We start from the raw sequence: 19,458 nt of genomic DNA on the forward strand, positions 1-19,458 counted from the left end.
CGCCCACCGCGCAAACGTTCGATTCCGATGACCGGGCCGCATTCAAACGGTTGGACGGCGCCGTGTACAGCCGGCCAGGGCGACTTTTCGCTTCGGCCTGTTTCAGATTGGCGGTGCTCGGCGCGCCTCTTTTGCTCGCCGCCTGCGGGGCAGGCGGCTTCACCCTGGACAAGATGGATGTCGACCGCTCGATCGTCACCGGCTCGGTGACCTCCGCGCCGTCGCCGCAAGACCCCGACATGGCCTCCGACCAGTCGACGATCCGCAACGCCGTTTCCTCCGTCGACGTGGAAGAATTGGGCGGCAAGCCCGTGCCTTGGGCCAATTCCGAAACCGGGTCGCGCGGCTCGGTGACGAACCTCGTGCAGACGGGTGAGAAGGGCAGCTACTGCCGCGCCTTCAGCGTCTCGCGCGAACGCTTCGACGGCGTCTCCATGTACAAGGGGCAGGCCTGCATGTCGGACGCAGGCGACTGGCGGCTGGACAATTTCACCGCACTCTGAGATCAGTGTCCGCGGGGTTCTCCAACGGCCGGCGGCGAGGCACTGGAATTTGTTCCTATGCGGGCTCATATAGGGGAAGACTCTGAATTCCACCCTTCGAGCAGGCAGGACACATGCGCGACCCCTATGAAGTATTGGGCGTAGCGAAGACCGCCTCGGCCAAGGAGATCAAATCGGCCTACCGGAAGCTCGCCAAGAAGCATCATCCGGACCAGAACCCGAATGATCCGAAGGCCAAGGACCGATTCGCCGCCGCCAACCAGGCCTACGAGATACTGGGCGACGACAAGACGCGCGCCGCCTTTGACCGCGGCGAGATCGACGCCGACGGCAAGCCTCGCTTCCAGGGGTTCGAAGGCTTCCAGGGCGCGCATGGCGGCGACCCGTTCGCCGGTTTCCGCCAGTCTCGCGGCGGGCCGGGTGGAGCCACGCATTTCGAGTTCCATAGCAGCGGCAGGCCGGGCGGCGATCCGTTCGACGGCGCCGGCGACATCTTCAGCCAGATTTTCGGCGACGCCTTCGCCCAGCAGCAGCAGCGTCAGGGCGCCCGTGGTGCCGGTGGCGGTGCCGGCATGGGTGGCGCCGGTATGGGGGGTGCCCGTGGCCGTGCCACGGCCGGCGCCGATCTCAACGTGACGCTCGACATCACCGTCGAGGAAGCCGCGACCTCGCCCAAGGTCACGGCCGTGTTCCCCGACGGCCGCAAGATCGCCGTCAAGCTGCCGACCTATGTCGAGGACGGCCAGACCATCCGCCTGAAGGGGCAGGGCGAGCCTTCGCCCTTCGGCGGCGCGGCCGGCGATGCGCTGGTGAAGATCCGTCTGCGCAAGCATCCGCGCTATCGCATCGAGGGTCGTGACCTGCATGTGGACGTGCCGCTTCCGCTGGCCGATGCGGTGCTGGGCGCCAAGGTGGCGGTCGAGACGCCGACGGGCCGGCTGGCGGTCAACGTGCCGGCATGGTCGTCGTCGGACAAGGTCCTGCGGCTCAAGGGCCGCGGCCTGCCGCTGAAGGCCGGCGGCCAGGGCGATCTCTATGCCCATATGCGCATCATGCTGCCCGAAGGCGGCGACGGCGAGCTTGAATCGCTGCTGCGCAACCGCCGGGGCTGAGCGGAACCGGAAGCCTCCATTTCCGCTTCGACCGTTTGAAGCTTGAAGGCCGGGTGTGCCTGTGCGATAGGCACACCGAAGCGGAAATCATGCGGAGAGCGTTCACATGGCGGGTGGACAGGGCCTCATGGCCGGCAAGCGCGGCCTTATCCTGGGCGTCGCGAACAACAGGTCGATCGCCTGGGGCATCGCCAAGGCGTGCAGGGACCAGGGCGCGGAAATCGCGCTGACCTATCAGGGCGAGGCGTTCAGGAAGCGCGTCGAGCCGCTGGCGGCAGAGCTTGGCGCGCATGTCGCCGGCCATTGCGACGTGACCGATCCCGACAGCCTCGACGCCGTTTTCGCCGATGTGGCGAAGAAATGGGGCAAGCTGGATTTCCTCGTCCACGCCATCGCCTTTTCCGACAAGGACGAGCTGACCGGGCGCTATGTCGACACCACGCACGACAATTTCCTGCGTACCATGGACATTTCGGTGTTCTCCTTCACGGCGGTCGCCAAGCGCGCCGAGGCGCTGATGCCGGACGGCGGCTCGCTGCTGACGCTGACCTATTACGGCGCCGAGAAGGTGATGCCGCACTACAACGTCATGGGCGTCGCCAAGGCCGCGCTCGAGGCGAGCGTGCGCTATCTGGCCGTCGATCTCGGCGGCAAGGGCATCCGCGTCAACGCCATCTCCGCCGGCCCGATCAAGACGCTTGCCGCTTCCGGCATCGGCGACTTCCGCTACATCCTGAAGTGGAACGAGTACAATTCGCCGCTGAAGCGCACCGTGACTCCGGAAGAGGTGGGCGATTCGGGGCTCTATTTCCTCTCCGACCTGTCGCGCGGCGTCACCGGCGAGGTGCATCACGTCGATTCGGGCTACCATGTGGTCGGCATGAAGGCCGTGGACGCGCCGGACATCTCCGTCATCAAGGATTGAGAGCCGCGCGGCCTGCTCGCCGCAACTGCTCGCCAGCCGTCGGGACGCCATGCCTCCGCTCGCCTACTTCGTGCGCCACGGCCAGACCAACTGGAACGCCGAAGGCCGGCTCCAGGGGCAGGCCGACACCGAGTTGAACCGGCTGGGCAGACGGCAAGCCGAGCGCAACGGCCGCCGGCTGTCGGAGCTGATCGCCTCTCCCGCCGATTTCGATTTCGTCGCCAGCCCGATGCTGCGCACGCGCGAGACCATGGAACTGGCGCGCGCGGCGATGGGCCTCGACCCCGTCGCCTACCGCATGGACCCGCGCCTGGTGGAGCTGAATTTCGGCGAGTGGCAGGGCCTCACCTTCGCGGAGCTTGAAAGGCGCGCGCCCGGCGCGGAGCGCGAGCGCGCGTTCGACAAGTGGGATTTCTGCCCGCCGGGCCCGCAGGCCGAGAGCTACCAGATGCTTCTGGAGCGCGTGCGCCCCTTTTTCGAGGAACTTGCCGCCCCCACGGTCTGCGTCACGCACGGCGGTGTCATCCGCACCCTGTTCAGGCTGGTGGAGAATACGCCCAAGGCCGTGGCGGCCTCGCTGGACATTCCGCAGGACAGGGTGCTGAAGCTGCAGGACGGGCGCCTGCGCTGGCTTTGAGACGGCGCTGCCGGCTCAGTCCGGCAATTCCATGTCGGTGATGATGTTCTGGCCGTCGGTCTCGTCATAGGCGATGACGACGTCCATGCCCGGCTTCAGCGCGTCGACGTCCATCTCGGCATTCATCTTGTAGGACTTGCCGTCGTCCAGCGTCAGCGTCATCGTGTCCTTGTCGACCTTCTTGATATGGCCTTCTGTCTGCCCGGCCAGTGCGGCCGTGGCACTCAACAATACGGCGAAAACGGCGCCGGTCAGGATACGCATGATGGTCCTTTCGATTCGTGCCCGCGCCTCCAGGTCGGACGCGTGGCGTCGGAACAGAGCAGAAATCAGCCGAATGTGTCAAAACTTAATCCGCTTTCCGGCGGCTCCCGGTTGTCCAAGGGTTTTCCGGCATCGGCAATGGTTTGACCGCCACCGAAAACGCCAATAGAACGCGGCTGCGTCCGGCCCGGTGCCGGAAGGGATTTTCTTCGATGTCGCACAACACCTTCGGCCATCTTTTCCGCGTCACCACCTGGGGCGAGAGCCACGGGGCGGCGCTCGGCTGCGTCGTGGACGGCTGCCCGCCGGGCATCCGCTTCACCCGCGCCGAGATCCAGGCCGAACTGGACCGGCGCCGGCCCGGCAAGTCGCGCTTCGTCACCCAGCGCCGCGAGCCCGACGAGGTGAAGGTGCTGTCCGGCTTCGTCTTGGACGAAGACGGCGAGACCATGCTCACCACCGGCACGCCGGTGTCGATGATGATCGAGAATGTCGACCAGCGCTCCAAGGACTATGGCGAGATCGCCCGCCAGTACCGGCCCGGCCATGCCGACTACGCCTATGACGTGAAGTACGGCCTGCGCGATCATCGCGGCGGCGGCCGCTCCTCTGCGCGCGAGACGGCCGCGCGCGTGGCGGCCGGCGCGCTGGCGCGCAAGGTGGTGCCGGGGCTGGTGGTGCGCGGCGCCCTGATTTCCATGGGCGAGAAGGCGATCGATCGCGCCAACTGGAACTGGAACTTCGTCGACGACCCGGAGAACCCCTTCTTCACGCCCGATCCGGCTTCCGTGCCGGTCTTCGCCGATTATCTGGACGGCATCCGCAAGGCCGGTTCCTCGGTGGGCGCGCTCATCGAGATCGTGGCCGAAGGCGTGCCCGCAGGGCTCGGGGCGCCGATCTATGCCAAGCTCGACCAGGACATCGCCTCCAACCTCATGTCGATCAATGCCGTGAAAGGCGTGGAGATCGGCAACGGCTTCGAGGCCGCCCGCATCACCGGCGAACAGAATGCCGACGAGATGCGCATGGGCAACGACGGCAAGCCGGTGTTCCTGTCCAACAATGCCGGCGGCATATTGGGCGGCATCTCGACCGGCCAGCCGGTCGTGGCGCGCTTCGCGGTCAAGCCGACCTCGTCCATCCTGACGCCGCGCCGCTCCATCGACAGGGACGGCAAGGACGTCGACGTCATGACCAAGGGCCGGCACGATCCCTGCGTCGGCATCCGCGCCGTGCCGATCGGCGAGGCCATGGTCGCCTGCGCCATCGCGGACCATTATCTGCGGCATCGGGGGCAGGTCGGGGAAAGGGCAGTCGGCAATCGCCAATAGGCAGTCGGTTATGGCTTCCGTTTTGTCCGGTCTTCCCCTATTGCCAATTGCCAACTGCCGATTGCCGCGAGCGTAGCGAGCCATGTACGACCAGAAGAAAATCGTCGAAGCCATCCGCGCTTTCGAGCGCGGCGAGATCGTCGTGGTCATGGACGACGACGGGCGCGAGAACGAGGGCGACCTGATCGTCGCCGCCGTGCACTGCACGCCGGAGAAGATGGCCTTCATCGTGCGCCACACCTCCGGCATCGTCTGCACGCCGATGCTGCGCGAGGACGCCCGGCGGCTGAACCTCGCGCCGATGGTGGCCGACAACGATTCAGCGCACACGACCGCCTTCACCGTCAGCGTCGATTTCAAGCACGGCACCACCACCGGCATCTCGGCCGACGACCGCACGCTGACCGTGCGCAACCTCGCCAACGGCAATGTCGGCCCGTCGGATTTCGTCCGTCCTGGCCACATCTTCCCGCTGATCGCGCGCGAGGGCGGCGTGCTCATGCGTTCGGGCCACACCGAAGCGGCGGTGGACCTGTGCAAGCTTGCCGGCCTGCCGCCGGTCGGCGTCATCTCCGAACTGGTCAACGACGACGGCACCGTCAAGCGCGGGCCGGATGTCGCGGCCTTTGCCAAGGAGCACGGCCTGAAGCAGGTGTCGGTGGCCGACCTGATCGCCTATCGCCAGCGGCAGGAAACCCTGATCGAGCGCGTCGCCTGCACCGATATCGAGACGCCCGGCGGCAAGGCCAAGCTGTTCACCTATACGCTGCCATGGGACGTGATGCACCATCTGGCCGTCGTCTTCGGCGACATCCGCGACGGTGTCGAGGTGCCGGTGCGCCTCCATCCTGAGGACGTAGTGGCCGACGTGTTCGGCACCGGCCACAAGCTGGACGGCATCATGAAGGAGATGGGCGCGCGCCAGCGCGGCGTCATCGTCTATCTGCGCGAGGGCTCGGTCGGCGTCGCTCATCAGGAGCGCCAGCGTCCCGCGTCCGGGGACCGCGAGGAGCACGAGGAAGCGCGGCGGCGCGAGAACGAATGGCGCGAGATCGGCCTTGGCGCGCAGATATTGCGCGATCTCGGCATCTCCTCGATCAACCTTATCGCCTCGCGCGAACGCCATTATGTCGGTCTCGAAGGCTTCGGCATCCACATCGCCAGGACCGAGATTCTTTGACCGGCGGCCGCCGCGAACAGGTCCGGGCCGCTACGGGACCTGATTGCCGGCCGCGGCGGCCTTGAGCGTTTCCTCGCCCTCGCCCCCGTAGGTTTCGCTCATGATGAGGTCGCCGAGCGGCAGCCTGCCTCGCCATCTGGCCTGCTCCAGGTCCGGGCGCCGCGCGAATTCCGAAACGTGGCCGACGCACAGATAGGCGACCGGCGCCACCGGATCGGGGATTTCGAGGAGGCGTTTGAGCGCTTCCGCATCCAGAATGCTGACCCAGCCGACGCCGATGCCTTCGGCGCGCGCCGCCAGCCAGAAATTCTGCACCGCGCAAACGGTGCTGTAGAGGTCCATCTGGGGGTTGTGCCAGCGCCCGAGAGGGGAATCGGCGCTGCGGCGGCGGTCGCAGGTGATGCACAGGTTCAGCGCGCTTTCGCAGATTCCTTCGAGCTTGAGCTGGCGGTAGAGCGCCTGCCGGTCTTCGGCCATGTGCGGAAGTTCCTGTTGGCGGGCCGCGAGGAACAGGTCGCGCACGGCCCGGCGGCGCGCCATGTCGCGGATGACGATGAAATTCCATGGCTGCATGAAGCCCACCGACGGCGCATGGTGGGCTGCCGCCAACAGGCGCGCCAGCACGGCGTCGCCTATCTCGCCGTCGCGAAACTGGCTGCGCACGTCCCTGCGCGTGAAGATGGCGCGGTAGACGGCCTCGCGGTCGGCATCGGCAAACGAATTATCGGCATTGTCCTGTTGGCGGGCGGCAAGATTCATCGCATTCCCCTGCGATCGGAACGCCACCCGCCCGTCCATGCGGGTGGCTATCCTGCTCAGGCCGGTCTTCTGGCTTGGGTTCGTCCCGCCCCGGCGCCTTCCCGTTCCCGCGAACAGTGGCCTTTGCCGGCGGTCTCCCTTACAGCGCTGGGCGCGCCACGGACTTCAACCGTGTTCCCGATTCTCCCGCCGCAGGCGGGCACCTGACAGTGGCGGCACCATAGCGCGGCGCTTGCAAAATTGCATCCCGATACCGACATGCCGCGACGTCGCCAGGATTTTCCCCATGCTTCGGCGTGTGCCGCGTGGCCATGCCGGCTATTGCTGTTAGAATGGGCCAATGACCACCCGCCTCTATACCCATCCGATCTATCTTGAGCACATCACGCCGTCCGGTCATCCCGAGCGGCCGGACAGGCTGCGGGCCATCGAACGCATTCTGGACGACGAGGCCTTTTCCGCGCTCGACCGCGTGCAGTCGCCGCTGGGCGACGAGGCCACGATCCTCTACGCGCATCCCGAAAGCCACGTCGCGCGCATCCGCGCGGCGATCCCGGAGACGGGCATGACGCCGATCGACGCCGATACCGTCGCCAGCCCGAAGAGCTGGGAGGCGGCGCTGACCGCCATCGGCGCGGCGAACGCGGCCGTGGACGACGTGTTCGAGGGCCGTGCCGACAACGTCTTCGTCGCCTCCCGTCCGCCCGGCCATCACGCCGAGAAGACCACGCCCATGGGCTTCTGCCTGTTCAACAACGCCGCCATCGCCGCCCGCCATGCCCAGAGGAAGCATGGCGCCGAGCGCGTCGCCATCGTCGATTGGGACGTGCACCACGGCAACGGCACGCAGGACATCTTCTGGGACGATCCGACGGTGCTCTATTGTTCGACGCACCAGATGCCGCTCTATCCGGGCACCGGGGCGAAGGGGGAGACGGGTGCGGGCAACATCGTCAACGCGCCGCTTGCGCCGCGTACCGGCACGGAGATGTTCCGCGACGCGTTCTCCTCGCGCGTGCTGCCGGCGCTGGACGCGTTCCGGCCCGATCTCGTCATCGTCTCGGCCGGCTTCGACGCGCATCATCGCGACCCGCTGGCCGAGATCGACCTGACGGAAGAGGATTTCGACTGGGCGACCGGGCAGGTGATGGACCTGGCGCAGCGATACAGCGGCGGCCGCCTCGTCAGCCTCCTGGAAGGCGGCTACGACCTCCAGGGTCTGGCGTTTTCGGTGGCGGCCCATGTCGGCCGGCTTATGAAAGGATAGGAAATGGACGGGCAAGCCAACGAAGACGTCAAGGCGATGAGCTTCGAGCAGGCGCTGGAAGCGCTGGAGAAGATCGTCGACGATCTGGAGCGCGGCGACGTGCCGCTCGACCAGTCGATCCGCATCTACGAGCGCGGCGAGGCGCTGAAGGCCCATTGCGACCGGCTGCTCAAGGCCGCCGAGGACAAGGTGGAGAAGATCCGCCTCGCGCGCGACGGCAAGCCGGCCGGAACGGAGCCGCTCGACGGGGAGTGAGGTTGAAAGGGCCGGTCGCCCGACCTATACTTAGCCAGGCTTGGCTAAGGAGGCCGCCATGGCAATGGTCAACATGCTCGAGGCCAAGACATCGCTCTCCAAGCTTGTCGAGGCGGTCGAAAGCGGGGCTGAAGAGGAAATCATCATCGCGCGCAACGGCAAGCCGGCCGCGCGGCTGGTGCCGATTGCCGGAGCGAAGAAAAAACTTCGGCTGGGGCTCGCGCGCGGCAAGTATCCGCCGTTCGATTACGAGAAATTTCAGGCATTGGATGCCGAGGTCGCGGCAATGTTTCTTGGCAAAGAAGAGAAGTGAGGCTTCTGCTTGACACCCACGTCGCCATCTGGGCGACAAGTGCGCCAGAGCGAATCCCTGAAAATCTCCATCTCCTCCTCAGACAAGCATATCCGGATGTTTTCGTTTCTGCCGTCGCGGTGTGGGAGATAGCGATCAAGCATCTGCTTGGCCGGCCGGACGCCCCGCCGCTGTCAGGTTATGAAGCCATCGCCGAATTTGAGGCCGCTGGCTTCAGCTTCCTCGACGTCACACCATCCCATGCCGCTTTCGTCGAACGATTGCCGTTGCTGCATGGCGACCCGTTCGACCGGCTGATGCTGGCCCAGGCGATCATGGAGAACATGCAGTTTGTGACATTCGATCGCCATCTGACGCGCTATGATGTGGGCATCCTGACCTGGCCATGACGCTGGAGATCTGACCATGAGCTTCTTTCCCGGAAACGATCCCGTCCTCGGCGACGCCTCGGCCTGCGACCAGATCGAGCTGATGGTGGTGCCGAATGCGCGCGACATCGACGGCTTCCAGGTCCGCCGCGCCCTGCCGACCGCGAGGCGGCGGCTGGTCGGCCCTTTCATCTTCTTCGACCAGATGGGACCGGCGCTGCTGCGCGCGGGGCAGGGGCTGGACGTGCGCCCGCACCCGCATATCGGGCTGGCCACGGTCACCTACCTGTTCGACGGCAAGATCAGGCACCGCGATTCACTCGGCACCGAGATGGTGATCGAGCCCGGCGACGTGAACCTGATGACGGCCGGCCGCGGCATCGTCCATTCCGAACGCACGCCCGAGGAATTGCGTGGCGCGCCCATGTCCGTCTCCGGGCTCCAGACCTGGCTCGCCCTGCCGGACGGCGCAGAGGAGGTCGCGCCTGTCTTCGAGAACACCGGCCGCGCCGAGCTTCCGGTGATCGATGCCGAGGGCGTCAGGGGCCGCGTGGTGATCGGCGATTTCCGGGGCCTGCGTTCGCCGGTCCGGGTCGCTTCCGATACGCTCTATGCCGATATCCGGCTGCAACCGGGCGCGCGGGTGAAGATTCCCGCCGAGACGGAAGAGCGGGCAATCTATACGCTGGATGGCGAGGTCACCATATCGGGCGACAGCTTTCCGGCAGCGCGGCTTCTGGTGTTCAAGCCGGGTGACGAGATCGTCGTGTCTTCCGCGCAAGGGGCGCATTTCATGCTGTTCGGCGGCGCTTCGCTGCGTTCCCAGCGCTATATCTGGTGGAACTTCGTGTCTTCCTCGAAGGAGCGCATCGAGCAGGCCAAGAACGAATGGAAGACCGGCCGTTTCGACATCGTTCCGGGCGACGAGCAGGAATTCATCCCCCTTCCGGAAAACTGATGGGGGTGCTGCGCGTTTACTTTCATGTCCCGGAGCCTTATGCCCGGCATTGACAAAAGCTCTGGGCAGGTTGCCGCCATGAACTCGAAACCTCAAACGCCGCTCCTCGACAAGGCACGCATTCCGGCCGAACTGCGCAGGCTGCGGGAGCGCGACCTGCCGCAGCTTGCCGCCGAACTGCGCAGCGAACTGGTCGACGCCGTCTCGCAGACGGGCGGTCATCTGGGCGCCGGGCTCGGCGTGGTCGAACTGACCGTGGCGCTGCACTATGTGTTCGATACGCCGGCCGACCGCATCATCTGGGACGTCGGCCATCAGGCCTATCCGCACAAGATCCTCACCGGCCGCCGCGACCGCATCCGCACGCTGCGCCAGGAAGGCGGACTGTCCGGCTTCACCAAGCGCGACGAGAGCGAATACGATCCCTTCGGCGCCGCGCATTCCTCCACTTCCATTTCCGCCGGTCTCGGCATGGCGGTGGCGCGCGATCTCGCCGGCGGCTCCAACAACGTCATCGCAGTCATCGGCGACGGCGCCATGTCGGCCGGCATGGCCTTCGAGGCGCTGAACAATGCCGGCGCGCTGGACGCGCGCCTCATCGTCATCCTCAACGACAACGACATGTCGATCGCCCCGCCCACCGGCGCCATGAGCGCCTATCTGGCGCGGCTGGCCTCGGGGCGCGCCTATCTCGGCCTGCGCGACATCGGCAAGAAGCTGACTTCCTATCTCGGCCGCCGGGTGGACCGTGCCATCACCCGCGCCGTCGAGCACGCGCGCGGCTACATGACCGGCGGCACGCTGTTCGAGGAGATGGGCTTCTACCACATCGGCCCGATCGACGGGCACAATCTGGAGCATCTGGTCCCGGTGCTGAAGAACGTGCGCGACAATGCACGCGGCCCGGTGCTGATCCACGTCGTGACCCAGAAGGGCAAGGGCTACGCCCCGGCCGAGGCCGCCGCCGACAAATATCACGGCGTCAACCGGTTCGACGTCATCACCGGCGCGCAGGCCAAGGCCCCGGCCAACGCGCCGAGCTACACCAATGTCTTCGCCGAAAGCCTGATCCGCGAGGCGAAGGAAGACGACAGGATCATCGCCGTCACCGCCGCCATGCCGAGCGGCACGGGGCTCGACCTGTTCGGCGAGGTTTTCCCGAACCGCACCTTCGATGTCGGCATCGCCGAGCAGCATGCAGTCACCTTCGCGGCGGGCCTGGCGACCGAAGGCTTCAAGCCTTTCGCGGCGATCTATTCCACCTTCCTGCAACGCGCCTACGACCAGGTCGTGCACGACGTGGCGATCCAGAAGCTGCCCGTGCGCTTCCCCATCGACCGCGCCGGCTATGTCGGCGCCGACGGCGCGACCCATTGCGGCGCCTTCGACACCACCTTCCTGGCTTCGCTGCCGAATTTCGTGGTGATGGCCGCCAGCGACGAGGCCGAACTGCGCCACATGGTGCGCACGGCCGCCGAATACGATGCGGGGCCGATCTCCTTCCGCTATCCGCGCGGCAACGGCGTCGGCGTGGACCTGCCCGAGCGCGGCTCGCCGCTGGAGATCGGCAAGGGCCGCATCGTCAGGGAGGGCACCAAGGTCGCGCTGCTTTCCTTCGGCACGCGGCTGGCCGACTGTCTTCTGGCGGCGGAGGAGCTTGGAGCCGCGGGCCTCTCCGCCACCGTGGCCGACGCGCGTTTCGCCAAGCCGCTGGACGAGGATCTGGTGCGCCGGCTCGCCCGCTCGCACGAGGTACTGGTGACTGTGGAAGAGGGCGCCATCGGCGGCTTCGCCTCCCAGGTGCTGCACTTCCTTGCCCATGAAGGCCTGCTGGAAAGCGGCCTCAAGGTGCGCCCGCTGGTGCTGCCGGACGAGTTTACCGATCACGGCAAGCCGGAAAAGATGTATGCCGCCGCCGGCCTGGATTCGACCGGCATCGTGCGCACGGTGTTCGCCGCGCTGGGGCGCGGCGCGGAAATCCAGCAGCGCGCCTGATTCAACGCTTCAAGCGCTTGACCGGGAGCGCGAAGCACCGGACTCGCATTGTGCAAAGCCGACGCTAACCGGCTGTTTACGCTGGCGTTTGGCCTTTTGCTTACCCTTCCGCTTGGCCGTTTCTCAATGCCTTCCTGCTAGCAGGACAGGCACAGGGAGACGAACAAATGAGAATATTTCTGTGCGCAGGGCTGATGTTCTGTGCCGCACCGGCAGCCTTGGCGGCAGGGTCGAACTACGACCGCGCGCTGGAAAAGGCGGCGGCCGACATTGCCGCCGCCAAGATGGGCGAACTTCGCGGCAGCTTTTCCTTTGCGCAAGAGCTGGTGCTTGTTTCTCCCTTCCTCCCCGTTCCGCCCGCGATCACCTCGCCGCAGGGCGCATTTTCGGCTGAAGACGCGGCCATCGCCGGCGGCGGTCTGGCGCCGGCCGTGGAGCGGCCACCGGTCCGGACGATGTATTGACCTGTTGCCTTGCGCCTCGGCTTTCGCCAATGAGAGGCGATGAAGCCCAACCAGCCAGCCAGCACGCGCCAGCGGCTCGACGACCTGCTCGTCGCCCGAGGCCTGTTCGCCAGCCGCTCGCGCGCGGCCGATGCGGTCAGGCGCGGCACGGTCAGCGTCGACGGCGCGGCGGCTTTGAAGCCCGGCCAATCCGTCGCGGCGGATGCCGCCATCTCGGTGGACGATCCGGCCCGCGAATACGTCTCGCGCGCGGCGCTGAAGCTGGTGGCCGGGCTGGAGCGCTTCGGTTTCGATCCGGAAGGTGCCGAGGCGCTCGATGTCGGCGCCTCCACCGGCGGGTTCACGCAGGTGCTGCTGGAAAGGAATGCCATGCATGTCACCGCGCTCGATGTCGGTCACGGGCAGTTGCACCCGCGCATCGCGTCCGACCCGCGCGTGACCTCCATCGAAGGGCTGAACGCGCGCGACCTCACGGCGGCCGATCTCGGCGGGCGCGTGCCGGATTTCGTCGTCTGCGACGTGTCCTTCATCTCGCTCAAACTGGCGCTGCCGCCTGCACTTTCCCTGGCCAGGGCCGGAGCGAAGGCGGTTCTGCTGGTGAAGCCGCAATTCGAGGCCGGGCGCGAGGCGATCGGCAAGGGCGGCCTGCTGCGCGATCCGGCGGAGGCGGAAAGGGTGGCCGCGCGCCTGTGCCTGTGGCTGGACGGCCTGTCCGGCTGGCGCACACTCGGCCTCCATCAGTCGCCCATCGAAGGCGGCGACGGCAACCGTGAATTCCTGCTGGGCGGGGTGAAGGACAGATGAGCACGCGCTTCACGATTCAACGGCTGGGCGCGCAGGGCGACGGCATCGCTCCCGTCGAGAACGCGGAGGTGTTCATCCCCTTCACGCTGCCCGGCGAGACCGTCACCGCCGCCCGGCACAAGGACCGCGCCTCGCTGATCGCCGTGCTCGAAGCCTCGCCGCTCAGGGTCGAGCCGGCCTGTCGCCATTTCACCGAATGCGGCGGCTGCGCGCTCCAGCACATGGAGCAGGAGGCCTATCGCCAATGGAAGCGCGAGCGCGTCGTGCAGGCGTTGAAGTCGAAGGGCATCGCCTGTGAAGTCGGTGGCATCATTGCCTGCCAGCCGCACACGCGCCGCCGCGCCACCTTCGCCGCACGGCACACCGAGGCCGGCATGCTGCTCGGCTTCAACCGGCACCTGTCCTCGGAGATCATCCCGCTGGAGGAGTGCCCGGTGACCCTGCCGGGGATCGTCTCGGCACTGGACAAGTTACGGACGCTGGCGGGTTTGGTCTGCGCGACGCGCCAGCCCTTCCACCTGGCGGTTACCGTCACCGCCTCGGGGCTGGATGTCGCCGCCCAGGGGTCCGGCCGCATGGAGGAGAAGCAGCGCCGCGCTGCCGCCGATTTCGTCATACGGGAAGGGTTGGCCCGTCTCTCGGTCGATGGCGAGATCGTCGTCGAGCCTAAAAAGCCGGTGGTGATGTTCGGCGATGTCGCGGTCAATCCGCCGCCGGGCGTGTTCCTGCAAGCCACGTCGGAGGCGGAGCAGGCCATGGCCGGCCTCGTCGGGCGGCACATGGCGCGCGCCAGACGCGTCGCGGACCTGTTTTCGGGCTGCGGCAGCTTCGCGCTGCGCCTGGCCGCGAAGGCGGAAGTCCACGCCGTGGAAGGCGATGCGGCAGCGCTCGCCGCGCTCGACCGGGGTTTCCGGCAGGCGAGCGGGCTGAAGCGCGTCACCGTGGAGAAGCGCGACCTGTTCCGCCGGCCGCTGACGTTCAAGGAACTCGCCGCCTATGACGGCGTGGTGTTCGATCCGCCGCGCGCGGGTGCCGAGGACCAGGCCAGGCAGATCGCGCGTTCCGACGTTCCCTTCGTCGCGGCCGTTTCGTGCAATCCCGTCACGCTGGCGCGCGACCTGGCGATCCTCCTTGCCGGCGGCTACGCTCTCAAGAGCTTGACGCCGATCGACCAGTTCCTGTGGTCGCCCCATGTCGAGGCGGTGGCGCTGCTGGAGAAGCCGAGGAAGCGGCGCTGACTCCTCTTGCTGGTGGTGCGCGATCACACCTGCGTGCCGCCGACCGTCATCTGGTTCATTCGCAGATGCGGCTGGCCGACGCCGACCGGCACGCTCTGGCCGCCCTTGCCGCACATGCCGATGCCCGGGTCGAGCTTCATGTCGTTACCGACCATGGCGACGCGGTGCATGGCGTCCGGCCCGTTGCCGATCAGCATGGCGCCCTTGATCGGGTTGGTCACCTTGCCGTTTTCGATCATGTAGGCCTCGGTGCAGCCGAACACGAACTTGCCGGACGTGATGTCCACCTGTCCGCCGCCGAAGGAAACGGCGTAGATGCCCTTCTTCACCGAGGCGATGATCTCCTCCGGCGTGTGTTCGCCGGCGGTCATGTAGGTGTTGGTCATGCGCGGCATGGGCTGGTGCGCGTAGCTCTCGCGCCTTCCGTTGCCGGTGGCCTGCATGCCCATCAGCCGGGCGTTCAGGCGGTCCTGCATGTAGCCGACCAGCTTGCCGTCCTCGATCAGCACGTTGCGGCCCGAGGGCGTGCCCTCGTCGTCCACGGTCAGCGAGCCGCGCCGCTCGGCGATGGTGCCGTCGTCCACGACGGTGACGCCCTTGGCGGCCACCTGCTGGCCGAGCAACCCGGCGAATGCGGAGGTCTTCTTGCGGTTGAAATCGCCTTCCAGCCCATGGCCCACCGCTTCGTGCAGCATCACGCCAGGCCAGCCGCTGGAAAGCACGATGTCGAACGTGCCGGCCGGCGCCGGCACGGCCTCCAAATTGACCAGCGCCTGCCTGAGCGCTTCCCTGGCCGTGAGCTTCCAACTGTCCTCGGCCAGGAACTCGCCGAAGCCGACGCGTCCGCCCATGCCGTAGGAGCCGCTTTCCTGCCGGTCGCCGTCGCCGACCACCACGGCCACGTTGATTCGCACCAGCGGGCGTATGTCGCGCACGATCTCGCCGTCGCCGCGCAGGATCTCCACCTGCTGCCAGGAGGAGGCGAGCGAGGCGGTGACCTGCCGCACGCGCGGGTCTTCGGCGCGCAGCCAGGCGTCGATCTCCTGCAAGAGCTTCGCCTTGGCCTCGAAGCTGGGGCAGGGGATCGGGTTCTCGTCGCTGTAGAGATGGCGGTTGGTGCGGGCCGGCGCGGCCGCGAGCGTGCCCGAATGGCCGCCTTTGACCGCCGAGACCGCGTCGGCGGCACGCAGCAGCGCGGCTTCCGACAATTCGCTGGAATGCGCGTAGCCGCTGGCCTCGCCCGCCACGGCGCGCAGCCCGAAGCCCTGGTCGGTGTTGAAATTGGCCGTCTTCAGCCGGCCATTGTCGAACATCAGCGCCTCGCTCTCGCGATATTCGAGATAGAGTTCGCCGTCGTCGGCGCCGGTCATCGTGTCGGCGACGATGCGCTTGATGCGTTCGTCGGAAATGTCGAATCGGCCGGTCAGGCTGGTCATGGCGCGCTGTCCTTGAGAGAAACGGATCCACCCCGATGTAGGCGCCGCAAGCCGCTTCGGCAATGCGTCCCCGGCCGGGCCGGCTCAGGGCAGGGCGGCGAAGCCTTCTGCGAAGCCCTTCAGGTCGACGGGGATGCCGATGCCTTCCTCAGGCGTCTGGAACACGATGAAGGTCGCGGCCTTGCCGTTCTTCAGCGTGTCGAGCAGCGGCTTCTCCAGGATCACCTCCGCATAGCAGCCGTCCTGGAAGCAACGCACGAAATAGGCGCGGCCGATGTCCTTGCCGTCCACGTTGAGGCCGAGGCCGTTGGGCAAAAGCACGCCGAGCGGCGCCAGCACGCGCAGGATTTCGGCCTTGTTGTCGGCGGTGCGCAGAACGACGACCGAAAGGCCCATCTCCGGCCTGTCCTCGGCCACCACGTTCTGCATCATCACGCATTGCTCGGCGGAGGCTCCGGCCGGCGTGTCGCAGATGATCGACCAGGCGCCATGGGTGGATTTCACCGTCCCGGTCGGCTGTGCGGCCTGCGCCGGGCCCGAAATAGCCAGGCCGGCTGTGGACAGGGCGGCGAGAAAGATGACCTTCGCCAAGGTTCTCGAAACCCAAGAGTTCATGACGGCTCCATTCGCGAATCACGGCACTTTAAGCCCGGCCATAGCCGAGGGAAAGCGCGCCCGCGCGCTCAATCGGCCGCGACTGCGGCGACAATGCGGTTTTTCCAACGGTTTGGACAGGTTTTCGCTGCCGGACGGCCCCGAGCCGGACGATCGCGCCCCGTGGCTGTTGCGGTCACGGCGGCTGCAAGGCGAATCGCCTCCTTTGCATGTCTGTGGCGTCCATACTTTGACCGCGCGCAAAAATGCCGCACGATTTCCGGTGCTCCTTCCTTGCAGCGCGAATGAGAGTGTGGTTTGAACCACCTTGGACCGCTCGGGATTCCCATTCCGGCGCTGTTCTGTATTCTTGCGGCGAGTTCGCGGGGAACTGGGAGATGATGAGGGCGATGAAGAAAATTTTTGCAGGTGCCGGCGCCGCGGCGGCTTACTTGGCGGGGGTTCCCGCGCATGCTGCGCAACCGGTGGAGTGGCAGATGACCTTCCAGCCGCCGGCCACCGGCATCATGCGTCAGATTGCCTGGTTCGAGCATTACACGCTGTGGTTCATCGTCCCGATCACCATCCTGGTGTTGGTGCTGCTGGCCTATTGCATCGTCCGGTTCCGGGCCTCGGCCAACCCCACGCCCTCGCGCACCAGCCACAACACGCTGATCGAGGTGATCTGGACCGTCGGGCCGGTCGTGGTGCTGCTGTTCATCGCCGTGCCGTCGTTCCAGCTTCTCACCGCCCAATACACGCCGAACGAGGAAGCCAAGCTCACCGTCAAGGCGACGGCGAACCAGTGGAACTGGGACTACGAATACCAGGTCGACAAGCCGCTTTCCTTCAACTCGGCGATTCTCGAGGAAGGCGACCGCGCCGGCCTCGGCAAGCAGGACAAGGCGCTTTACCCGCGTCTCCTGGCGGTCGACCACGAGATGGTCGTTCCGGTGAATACCATGACGCGCGTGCTGGTCACGGCGGCGGACGTCATCCACTCCTTCGCCATGCCCGCCTTCGGCATCAAGATGGACGCCGTGCCGGGCCGCATCAACGAGACCTGGTTCAAGGCGGAGAAGGAAGGCCTCTATTACGGCCAGTGCTCGCAGCTCTGCGGCAAGGATCACGCCTTCATGCCGATCGCGATCCGGGTCGTCTCCGAAAAGCAGTATGAAACGTGGCTAGCAGCGGCCAAGACCGATCTCCCCGGAGCCAACAAGGCGCTCATGGCCGAGGTCGATGGTACCAACAAGGTAGCGGCCGCCGGCAACTGAGTACGGCCAAGCAAGAATAGGGAACGGAGCGGAAAATGGCGCACGCGGCAGCTCACGACGACCACAGCCATAAGCCAACGGGCTGGACACGCTGGGTCTATTCGACCAACCACAAGGACATCGGCACGCTCTACCTGATCTTCGCGATCTTCGCCGGCCTCATCGGCGGCGGGCTTTCCGTGCTGATGCGCTGGGAACTGGCCGAGCCGGGCATCCAGATCTTCAACGGCCTTGCCCAGATGGTCTACGGCGTCGGCGCCGACGAATCCATCGACGCCGGCAAGAGCATGTACAATGCCTTCACCACCGCCCACGGCCTGATCATGATCTTCTTCATGGTCATGCCGGCCCTGATCGGCGGTTTCGCCAACTGGATGGTTCCGATCATGATCGGCGCGCCGGACATGGCGTTCCCGCGCATGAACAACATCTCCTTCTGGCTGCTGCCCCCGGCCTTCATCCTGCTGCTGACCTCGATGTTCGTGCCGAGCGCACCCGGCGCCTGGGGCCATGGCGGCGGCTGGACCATGTATCCGCCGCTGGCCACGTCCGGCCAGCCGGGACCTGCCGTCGACCTGGCGATCCTGTCGCTGCACATCGCCGGCGCGTCCTCCATCCTCGGCGCGATCAACTTCATCACCACCATCTTCAACATGCGCGCGCCGGGCATGACGCTGCACAAGATGCCGCTGTTTGCCTGGTCGGTGCTGATCACCGCCTTCCTGCTGCTGCTTTCGCTGCCGGTCCTGGCGGGCGGCATCACCATGGTGCTCACCGACCGCAATTTCGGCACCTCCTTCTTCGTGCCGGAAAACGGCGGTGACCCGATCCTCTACCAGCACCTGTTCTGGTTCTTCGGCCACCCCGAGGTGTACATCCTGATCCTGCCGGGCTTCGGCATCGTCAGCCACATCGTGTCGACCTTCTCGCGCAAGCCGATCTTCGGCTATCTCGGCATGGCCTACGCCATGGTCGCCATCGGCGCGGTCGGCTTCGTCGTGTGGGCCCACCACATGTACACCACCGGCCTGTCGCTCGACACGCAGCGCTACTTCGTCTTCGCCACCATGGTCATCGCGGTGCCGACCGGCGTGAAGATCTTCTCGTGGATCGCCACCATGTGGGGCGGCTCCATCAGCTTCAAGCCGCCGATGCTGTGGGCGCTCGGCTTCATCTTCCTGTTCACCATCGGCGGCGTCACGGGCGTCCAGCTCGCCAATGCCGGCCTCGACCGCTCGCTGCACGACACCTATTACGTGATCGCGCACTTCCACTACGTGCTGTCGCTGGGTGCCGTGTTCGCCATCTTCGCGGCCTGGTACTACTGGTTCCCGAAGATGACCGGCTACATGTACTCGCCGGCCATCGCCAACACCCATTTCTGGGTGATGTTCGTGGGCGTGAATCTGGTGTTCTTCCCGCAGCATTTCCTCGGCCTCGCCGGCATGCCGCGCCGCTACATCGACTATCCGGACGCGTTCGCCGGCTGGAACCACATCTCCTCGATCGGTTCCTACATCTCCGCCGTCGGCGTGCTGATCTTCCTGTACGGCGTCTTCGACGCCTTCCTGAAGAAGCGGGTGGCCGGCGCCAATCCGTGGGGCGAGGGCGCCACGACGCTGGAATGGCAGCTTTCGTCGCCGCCGCCCTTCCACCAGTGGGAGCAGCTGCCCCGCATCAAGTAGGGCGACCTTGCATGAATTCGGGACCGTCGTCCGCGGCGGTCCCGGCACAGCTCCGGCGGATCGGAAATGCCGGCAAACCGAATGAACGGACTG

22 protein-coding genes and 1 riboswitch are annotated in these 19,458 nt (G+C 66.3%); of the genes, 18 read left to right on the top strand and 4 right to left on the bottom strand.

Features of this window, described 5'->3' with window-relative positions; all coding sequences use genetic code 11:
* Window positions 1–62: 62 nt before the first annotated feature.
* The 4 genes from QU595_RS03750 (at window position 63) to QU595_RS03765 (ending at window position 3,177) form a co-directional block, all read left to right on the top strand.
* On the top strand, window positions 63–503 hold the full coding sequence (locus QU595_RS03750) for an RT0821/Lpp0805 family surface protein (protein ID WP_315919260.1): 441 nt from the start codon (window positions 63–65) through the stop codon (window positions 501–503).
* Between the two features lie 113 nt (window positions 504–616).
* Window positions 617–1,615 carry a J domain-containing protein gene (locus QU595_RS03755; protein ID WP_315919262.1) on the top strand — a complete coding sequence of 333 codons (999 nt, stop codon included), beginning with the start codon at window positions 617–619 and terminating at the stop codon, window positions 1,613–1,615.
* A gap of 106 nt (window positions 1,616–1,721) precedes the next feature.
* Window positions 1,722–2,540, top strand: coding sequence for an enoyl-ACP reductase FabI (gene fabI / locus QU595_RS03760; protein WP_315919264.1), 819 nt, complete (start codon window positions 1,722–1,724; stop codon window positions 2,538–2,540).
* A gap of 49 nt (window positions 2,541–2,589) precedes the next feature.
* Complete coding sequence (locus QU595_RS03765; RefSeq protein ID WP_315919265.1) at window positions 2,590–3,177, top strand: histidine phosphatase family protein; 588 nt, start codon at window positions 2,590–2,592, stop codon at window positions 3,175–3,177.
* 15 nt (window positions 3,178–3,192) lie between these two features.
* Here the strand turns inward: QU595_RS03765 and QU595_RS03770 are convergent, their stop codons facing one another.
* Window positions 3,193–3,441 carry a DUF1344 domain-containing protein gene (locus QU595_RS03770; RefSeq protein WP_315919266.1) on the bottom strand — a complete coding sequence of 83 codons (249 nt, stop codon included), beginning with the start codon at window positions 3,439–3,441 and terminating at the stop codon, window positions 3,193–3,195.
* A 212-nt stretch (window positions 3,442–3,653) separates the two neighbouring features.
* Between QU595_RS03770 and aroC the strand changes: the two genes are divergently transcribed.
* Window positions 3,654–4,772 (top strand): chorismate synthase, encoded by a 1,119-nt coding sequence (aroC, locus tag QU595_RS03775; protein WP_315919267.1) that lies wholly within the window; start codon window positions 3,654–3,656, stop codon window positions 4,770–4,772.
* Between the two features lie 82 nt (window positions 4,773–4,854).
* On the top strand, window positions 4,855–5,952 hold the full coding sequence (gene ribB, locus QU595_RS03780; RefSeq protein ID WP_315919268.1) for a 3,4-dihydroxy-2-butanone-4-phosphate synthase: 1,098 nt from the start codon (window positions 4,855–4,857) through the stop codon (window positions 5,950–5,952).
* Window positions 5,953–5,982: 30 nt separating this feature from the next.
* On the opposite strand, the gene bluB is transcribed toward ribB, so the two are convergent.
* Entirely contained in the window at window positions 5,983–6,711 is a 729-nt protein-coding gene (bluB, locus tag QU595_RS03785; RefSeq protein ID WP_315919269.1) for a 5,6-dimethylbenzimidazole synthase, read from the bottom strand.
* A gap of 41 nt (window positions 6,712–6,752) precedes the next feature.
* Window positions 6,753–6,933, bottom strand: a riboswitch (cobalamin riboswitch).
* A gap of 118 nt (window positions 6,934–7,051) precedes the next feature.
* On the opposite strand from bluB, the gene QU595_RS03790 reads away from it, so the two are divergent.
* The 9 genes from QU595_RS03790 to QU595_RS03830 all read left to right on the top strand — a co-directional run bounded on the left by QU595_RS03790 (window position 7,052) and on the right by QU595_RS03830 (window position 14,373).
* On the top strand, window positions 7,052–7,978 hold the full coding sequence (locus QU595_RS03790) for a histone deacetylase family protein (RefSeq protein WP_315919271.1): 927 nt from the start codon (window positions 7,052–7,054) through the stop codon (window positions 7,976–7,978).
* A gap of 3 nt (window positions 7,979–7,981) precedes the next feature.
* Window positions 7,982–8,233: an exodeoxyribonuclease VII small subunit gene (locus QU595_RS03795; protein ID WP_315919272.1), complete on the top strand. Its 252-nt coding sequence runs from the start codon at window positions 7,982–7,984 to the stop codon at window positions 8,231–8,233.
* A gap of 58 nt (window positions 8,234–8,291) precedes the next feature.
* Entirely contained in the window at window positions 8,292–8,546 is a 255-nt protein-coding gene (locus tag QU595_RS03800) for a type II toxin-antitoxin system prevent-host-death family antitoxin (protein WP_315919273.1), read from the top strand.
* Entirely contained in the window at window positions 8,543–8,935 is a 393-nt protein-coding gene (locus QU595_RS03805; protein ID WP_315919274.1) for a type II toxin-antitoxin system VapC family toxin, read from the top strand. Before QU595_RS03800 ends, QU595_RS03805 begins: the two co-directional genes overlap by 4 nt.
* Before the next feature lie 16 nt (window positions 8,936–8,951).
* Window positions 8,952–9,872, top strand: a complete 921-nt coding sequence (locus QU595_RS03810; RefSeq protein WP_315919276.1) for a pirin family protein — start codon at window positions 8,952–8,954, stop codon at window positions 9,870–9,872.
* A gap of 78 nt (window positions 9,873–9,950) precedes the next feature.
* A complete protein-coding gene (gene dxs / locus QU595_RS03815) occupies window positions 9,951–11,867 on the top strand; it encodes a 1-deoxy-D-xylulose-5-phosphate synthase (protein WP_315919277.1) in 1,917 nt (638 codons plus the stop codon).
* A 167-nt stretch (window positions 11,868–12,034) separates the two neighbouring features.
* On the top strand, window positions 12,035–12,331 hold the full coding sequence (locus tag QU595_RS03820; RefSeq protein WP_315919279.1) for a hypothetical protein: 297 nt from the start codon (window positions 12,035–12,037) through the stop codon (window positions 12,329–12,331).
* Window positions 12,332–12,370: 39 nt separating this feature from the next.
* Window positions 12,371–13,135 carry a TlyA family RNA methyltransferase gene (locus QU595_RS03825; protein WP_315919281.1) on the top strand — a complete coding sequence of 255 codons (765 nt, stop codon included), beginning with the start codon at window positions 12,371–12,373 and terminating at the stop codon, window positions 13,133–13,135.
* Window positions 13,132–14,373, top strand: a complete 1,242-nt coding sequence (locus tag QU595_RS03830) for a class I SAM-dependent RNA methyltransferase (RefSeq protein ID WP_315919283.1) — start codon at window positions 13,132–13,134, stop codon at window positions 14,371–14,373. The genes QU595_RS03825 and QU595_RS03830 overlap by 4 nt, the downstream gene beginning before the upstream one ends.
* A gap of 23 nt (window positions 14,374–14,396) precedes the next feature.
* On the opposite strand, the gene tldD is transcribed toward QU595_RS03830, so the two are convergent.
* The gene (gene tldD, locus QU595_RS03835) at window positions 14,397–15,809 is read right to left on the bottom strand and encodes a metalloprotease TldD (RefSeq protein ID WP_315919284.1); all 1,413 of its coding nucleotides are present in this window, start codon (window positions 15,807–15,809) and stop codon (window positions 14,397–14,399) included.
* Between the two features lie 84 nt (window positions 15,810–15,893).
* The gene (locus tag QU595_RS03840; protein ID WP_315919285.1) at window positions 15,894–16,424 is read right to left on the bottom strand and encodes an invasion associated locus B family protein; all 531 of its coding nucleotides are present in this window, start codon (window positions 16,422–16,424) and stop codon (window positions 15,894–15,896) included.
* Between QU595_RS03840 and QU595_RS03845 the strand changes: the two genes are divergently transcribed.
* From QU595_RS03845 to ctaD, 3 genes are all read left to right on the top strand, one after another.
* Entirely contained in the window at window positions 16,387–16,725 is a 339-nt protein-coding gene (locus QU595_RS03845) for a hypothetical protein (protein ID WP_315920771.1), read from the top strand. The two genes, QU595_RS03840 and QU595_RS03845, sit on opposite strands and share 38 nt — an antisense overlap.
* Before the next feature lie 88 nt (window positions 16,726–16,813).
* Entirely contained in the window at window positions 16,814–17,680 is an 867-nt protein-coding gene (gene coxB, locus QU595_RS03850) for a cytochrome c oxidase subunit II (RefSeq protein ID WP_315919287.1), read from the top strand.
* 35 nt (window positions 17,681–17,715) lie between these two features.
* Window positions 17,716–19,365: a cytochrome c oxidase subunit I gene (ctaD, locus tag QU595_RS03855; RefSeq protein ID WP_315919288.1), complete on the top strand. Its 1,650-nt coding sequence runs from the start codon at window positions 17,716–17,718 to the stop codon at window positions 19,363–19,365.
* Window positions 19,366–19,458: the final 93 nt, after the last annotated feature.

Origin of the sequence: Mesorhizobium sp. SP-1A, assembly GCF_032460275.1 — a bacterium.
Lineage (GTDB): Bacteria > Pseudomonadota > Alphaproteobacteria > Rhizobiales > Rhizobiaceae > Mesorhizobium.